At 71.9% G+C, this 5,456-nt stretch carries 5 protein-coding genes; 4 read left to right on the top strand and 1 reads right to left on the bottom strand.

Annotated elements, in window-relative coordinates; translation table 11 throughout:
* Positions 1-21: 21 nt before the first annotated feature.
* The 4 genes from IY392_RS05025 (at position 22) to IY392_RS05010 (ending at position 4,771) form a co-directional block, all read left to right on the top strand.
* Positions 22-1,356 (top strand): FMN-binding glutamate synthase family protein, encoded by a 1,335-nt coding sequence (locus IY392_RS05025; protein ID WP_107757894.1) that lies wholly within the window; start codon positions 22-24, stop codon positions 1,354-1,356.
* A gap of 96 nt (positions 1,357-1,452) precedes the next feature.
* Positions 1,453-2,109, top strand: coding sequence for an XRE family transcriptional regulator (locus IY392_RS05020; RefSeq protein WP_031264431.1), 657 nt, complete (start codon positions 1,453-1,455; stop codon positions 2,107-2,109).
* A gap of 151 nt (positions 2,110-2,260) precedes the next feature.
* Positions 2,261-3,517, top strand: coding sequence for an allantoate amidohydrolase (locus IY392_RS05015; RefSeq protein WP_194860682.1), 1,257 nt, complete (start codon positions 2,261-2,263; stop codon positions 3,515-3,517).
* A gap of 27 nt (positions 3,518-3,544) precedes the next feature.
* The gene (locus IY392_RS05010; RefSeq protein WP_194860681.1) at positions 3,545-4,771 is read left to right on the top strand and encodes an FAD-binding oxidoreductase; all 1,227 of its coding nucleotides are present in this window, start codon (positions 3,545-3,547) and stop codon (positions 4,769-4,771) included.
* Positions 4,772-4,822: 51 nt separating this feature from the next.
* Here IY392_RS05010 and IY392_RS05005 read toward each other — a convergent pair.
* On the bottom strand, positions 4,823-5,456 hold a 634-nt coding region (locus IY392_RS05005), incomplete at its 5' end, for a PhzF family phenazine biosynthesis protein (RefSeq protein WP_194860680.1).

Genomic DNA, 5,456 nt, shown 5'->3' with positions numbered 1-5,456 from the left:
GACCAGGCCACCCCACCGCAGATGCAGACCGCCCCCGCCGACCCGGCCCTGCGCGAATCCGCCACCTTCCCGCGTTCGGTGATCCACGAGATCCAGCGCGCGGCCGCGACCGGGATCTACGACATCCGCGGCTGGGGTGCCAAGCGGAAGGTGCCGCACTTCGACGACCTGCTCTTCCTGGGCGCCTCCATGTCGCGCTACCCGCTCGAGGGATACCGCGAACGCTGCGGCACCGACATCACCCTGGGCACCCGACACGCCACGAAGCCCCTCCGGCTGGACATCCCCGTGACCATCGCGGGGATGAGCTTCGGTGCCCTGTCGGCGCAGGCCAAGGAGGCCCTCGGGCGCGGGGCCAGTGCCGCGGGCACCTCCACCACCACGGGTGATGGTGGGATGACGGCGGAGGAGCGCGGCCAGAGTTCGAAGCTCGTCTACCAGTACCTGCCCTCGCGCTACGGGATGAACCCCGTCGACCTCCGCAAGGCCGATGCCATCGAGGTGGTCCTGGGGCAGGGCGCCAAGCCCGGTGGGGGAGGCATGCTCCTGGGACAGAAGATCTCCGACCGGGTGGCACAGATGCGGACCCTGCCCCGGGGGATCGACCAGCGTTCGGCCTGCCGGCACCCGGACTGGACAGGCCCCGACGACCTCGCCATCAAGATCCTCGAGTTGCGGGAGATCACCGGGTGGGAGAAGCCGGTGTACGTCAAGGTCGGCGCGACCCGCACCTACTACGACGTCAAGCTGGCGGTGAAGGCCGGCGCGGACGTGGTGGTGGTGGACGGGATGCAGGGCGGCACCGCCGCGACGCAGGACGTGTTCATCGAGCACGTGGGCATCCCCACCCTCGCGGCGATCCCGCAGGCGGTGCAGGCCCTGCAGGAGATGGACCTGCACCGGAAGGTGCAGCTGATCGTCTCCGGCGGGATCCGCTCGGGGGCGGACGTGGCCAAGGCCATGGCCCTGGGCGCCGACGCCGTCGCGATCGGGACGGCCGCGCTGATCGCGCTGGGGGACAACGACCCCCGCTACGAGAAGGAGTACCGCGCCCTCGGCTCGGCGGCGGGGTTCTACGACGACTTCCAGGACGGGCGTGACCCGGCCGGGATCTCCACCCAGGACCCGGACCTGGCGCGACGACTGGATCCGGAGGCAGCCGGTCGGCGCCTGGCCAACTACCTGCACGTGCTCACGATGGAGGCTCAGACCATCGCGCGGGCCTGCGGTAAGTCCCACCTGACCCACCTGGAGCCGGACGACCTGGTGGCGCTGACGATGGAGGCCGCCGCGATGGCGCGCGTGCCGTTGGCGGGCACCGACTGGATCCCCGGCCGCGCGGGGCGGGAGTTGTAGATGACCGTCGTACCGGACGATCGGACCGGGGCCGGACCCGCGCCGGTCACGGGTGGTGACTTCCGCGGGGCGGCGACGATGACTACCGTCGAGGACATGGCAGCCGGCCGGGATGACGAGCGGAGGGTCGTCCACCAGGCGGCGCCGCGTGAGCTCCCCGTGGACGTGCCCACCGGCAACGATCTCGAGCGGATCATCGGCTTCCACGTCCGCAGACTGCGTCTGGCGGAGAACCTGGGGGTCGCGGAGATGGCCCAGCGGATCGGCATCTCCAAGGCGATGCTGTCCAAGATCGAGAACGCGCAGACGTCGTGCTCGCTGAACATGCTCGCAAAGCTCGCCACCGGGCTCGACGTGCCGGTGACCTCGCTGCTGCGCGGCGCGGACACCCGACGCGACGCGGTGTTCACCCCGGACGGGCAGGGGGCGACGATCGTCGGCCGCGGCACGTCGGTGGGCCACGACTACGAACTGCTCGGCGCGCTGCGGGGACCCAACAAGCGGATCGAACCCGTCCTGGTGACGTTGACCGCCGAGTCGGAGACCCATCCCCGTTTCCAGCATCCCGGTACCGAGCTGCTGTACATGCTCTCCGGCGACATGATCTACCACCACGCCGAGTCCGAGTACCGACTCCGCCCGGGGGACTCCCTGCTCATCGACGGGGAGGGCGTCCACGGGCCGGTGGCGATGCTGGAACTGCCCATACGCTTCCTCTCGGTGACCGCCTACCCCGACGGCGTCGACGGCTGAACTGCCCGGCCCGCCCAGCTCAACGCAGTCCGACCCACTCCGCTTCGCCCACGCCGCACCGTCCCCTCCGAGGGGGCGTGACACACCCGTACCTTCCGCACCGTCTACCTTCCGCACCGTCCGGACGTTCCGGACCCCCGAGGAGCCCGTCATGACCATCCCGGTCGCCACCACCGTCACCTCGCTGATGTCCGCGATCGCGGACGTCGGGACCGACCCGACGCGGGGCGGGTACAGCCGCCCCGTCTACTCCCGCGCGGAGCTGGACCTGCGCGAGTGGTTCCTGGCCGAGGCGGCCGCGCGGGGTCTGGACACCGAGACCGACCGCAACGGGATCATCTGGGCCTGGTGGAATCCGGCCGGCCATCCGCTGGAGGGGGCGGTCGTCACCGGCAGCCACCTGGACTCCGTGCCCGGGGGAGGAGCCTTCGACGGCCCACTCGGCGTCGCCTCGGCGCTCGTGGCGGTGGATCATCTCCGGGCCCGCGGGGTGCGGCCCCGGCGGGCCCTGGCCCTGACGGTCTTCCCCGAGGAGGAGGGGTCACGGTTCGGCCGCGCGTGCCTGGGATCGCTGCTGCTCACCGGCTCCATGGACGCGGCCACCGCGGCGCGCCTGACCGACGACGACGGCACCACCTACGCCGAGCTGTGCGCCGCCAACGGGCTGGATCCGGCGCGCCTGGGCCGCGACGAGGACGCGTTGGGACGGATCGGTCGGTTCGTGGAGCTCCACGTGGAACAGGGCCGGGGTCTGATCGACCTAGACAATCCGGTCGCGGTGGCCTCGTCCATCATCGGCCACGGGCGCTGGCGGATCAGCTTCACCGGCCAGGGCAACCACGCCGGGACCACCCTGCTGGCGGACCGCCGCGACCCGATGATCCCGGCCTCCCGCACCGTCCTCGACGTCCGGCGCATCGCCCGCGCCCACCGGGGCGCCCGGGCGACCGTGGGACGGATCGTGCCCACCCCCGGCGGCACCAACGTCATCGCCTCCCGGGTCGATCTGTGGCTGGACGTGCGCCACCCCGACGACGCCGTCACCGCTCGGATGGTCCACGAGATCGCGGAGGCGGCGTCGGTGGCGGCCGCGCGCGAGGGCTGCGGGAGCTCGATCGTGCAGGAGTCGCTCAGCGGCTCGGTGACCTTCGACCCGGTGTTCCGTGACCGGCTGCTCGACGATCTGCCCGGGGTCCCCGTCCTGGCCACGGGGGCGGGCCACGACGCCGGTGTCCTGGCCGCGCACGTCCCCACCGCGATGCTGTTCGTCCGCAACCCCTCCGGGGTGTCGCACTCCCCGGAGGAGCACGTGGAGGACGCCGACGCCGAACGGGGCGCCGAGGCGTTGGCCGACGTTCTTTCCGACCTGCTCACCTGCGATGACCTCCCGGCTCCCGACGCCGCCTGACCCACACACCACGAGAGAGTGATCCCCATGACCGACACAGCGCACCCGGCCGAGACGGCTCAGCGGGCCGAGACAGTGAAGTTCCTCGTGATCGGCGGGGGACTCGAAGGGTTGTCGATCGCCTGGAACCTGGCCGAGCGCGGCGAAACAGACGTCCTCGTCGTCGAGAAGGACACCCTGTGTTCCGGTATGACCGGAAAGTCCAGCGGCATCGTCCGCTGCCACTACGGTTCGCCCACCATGGCGGCCCTGAGTTGGCACAGCATCCCGGTGTTCGAGAACGCGACCGAGCTGCTGGGCGACGACATGGCGTTCCGCCAGTGCGGCTACGCGGTGATCGTCGGCGAGGAGAACGTGATCCCGCTGCGCGCGAACGTGGCCATGCAGCAGAGCCTGGGCATCGAGACCGAACTCATCGCGCCGGACCGGATGGCGGAGCTGTGGCCCGGCCTGAACGTCGACGACGTGGCCGCGGCGGCATGGGAGCCACGCGGCGGTCGCGGGGAGGCGTACATGACGGGGATGGCGTTCGCCGCCGCCGCCCGCCGACACGGGGTCCGGGTCCGCCAGAGCACCCGGGTCACGTCGCTGCTGCGGGGGCGGGGCGACCGGGTGGTGGGAGCCGAGTTCGCGGACGGCACCACGGTGCACGCCGAGCAGGTGATCCTCGCGACCGGGGTGTGGGCGCCGCAGCTCGGCGCCACCGTCGGTCTGGACCTGCCCGTCCGGGCCCAGCGCGCGCAACTGGTGCTGGTGGATCAGGGCGAACCGCTTCAGCACGTGCCCACGCTGTCGGACCTGGTGGGACTGCAGTACCTGTGCCGCGAGCCCAACGGGGAGATCCTCGCCGGCAACTCCGACCACCACGCACCGCAGTACATCGATCCGGACTCCTACTCCAACCGCGCCGACGACTCGACGATCGAGAAGGTCGTGGAGCGGCTCATGCACCGCCTTCCCGATATGCCGGATCCGGCGATCACCGGCAGCTACGTCGGGGCGTACGACACCACACCCGACTACAACCCGGTGATCGGCCCGTCACCCCTCGACGGGTTGTTCCTGGCGGTCGGCTTCTCGGGGCACGGGTTCAAGATGTCGCCCGCGGTCGGTCGACTGGTCGCGGAGTTGCTGCTCGACGGGACGACGACGATGTCGGGTGTCGACCCGACGGACTGCCGCCTCTCACGGTTCGCCGAGGGCAGGCCCACGATCAGCCTGAACCCGTACGTGGGCGCGGGCGAGATGCGCTGAACCGAGCCCGCCGGCGTCGCCACTCGCCTCCCCGCGGCCGCCCAGCGCCGGTCATCCCGCCCGGATCTCCCCGGTGACGAGGTGCGCCACATGACCGGTCACCCAGATGCCGGTGCCAGGGGCGTCGTCCGACCCGGCCGATATCGCCACGCGTCCCTCGCGGCCGAGCGCGGTGCCCTGTCGGGCGGTGTAGCGCGCGGGCAGCGTGCCGTTGCCGGTGAGCCACACGGCCAACCCCGCCTGGAAACTCCCCGTCACGGGGTCTTCCGGGATGCCGGCCGAGACGGGGAAGAATCGCACCTCGACCTCGGGTCGGTTCCCTCTGGCTGTCGGGTGTGGGCCGACGACCCCGACACGGTCCCCGGCCAGAGCCCTCATGTCGGGCCTGGCGGCGAGAACGGTCTCGGCGTCGCGCAGGAGCAGCGCGCAGGAGCCGGGGCCGTTGTCCACCCACGAGTGGTCCACCACGTCGTCGCGGCGCAGTCCCAGCCCCGACGCCAGCCGCTCCACCTCCGCGTCGGCGAGGGGGCCCGACCTGATCAACTCCGGTGCGGCGAACGACCAGTCGCCGGCGCCCTCGTCGCGGACGGTGACCGGTCCGATCCCGCATTCCTGGACGATCCTCCCCGGCGTGCGGGGCCGTCCGCCCGCCGCGCGCCACGCCGCGCAGGCCCCCAGCGTGGGG

It is taken from the genome of Dietzia sp. SYD-A1, assembly GCF_015356725.1.
Taxonomy (GTDB): domain Bacteria; phylum Actinomycetota; class Actinomycetes; order Mycobacteriales; family Mycobacteriaceae; genus Dietzia.
The sequence above is the reverse complement of the archived record's forward strand: the minus strand, read 5'-3'. Positions and strand labels throughout refer to the sequence as shown.

What these genes read in the sequence shown, in the direction of transcription:
- IY392_RS05015 (WP_194860682.1), top strand. Translation starts at nt 2,261, where the DNA reads ATGACCATCCCGGTCGCCACCACCGTCACCTCGCTGATGTCCGCGATC.
- IY392_RS05010 (WP_194860681.1), top strand. Translation starts at nt 3,545, where the DNA reads ATGACCGACACAGCGCACCCGGCCGAGACGGCTCAGCGGGCCGAGACA.
- IY392_RS05020 (WP_031264431.1), top strand. Translation starts at nt 1,453, where the DNA reads ATGGCAGCCGGCCGGGATGACGAGCGGAGGGTCGTCCACCAGGCGGCG.
- IY392_RS05025 (WP_107757894.1), top strand. Translation starts at nt 22, where the DNA reads ATGCAGACCGCCCCCGCCGACCCGGCCCTGCGCGAATCCGCCACCTTC.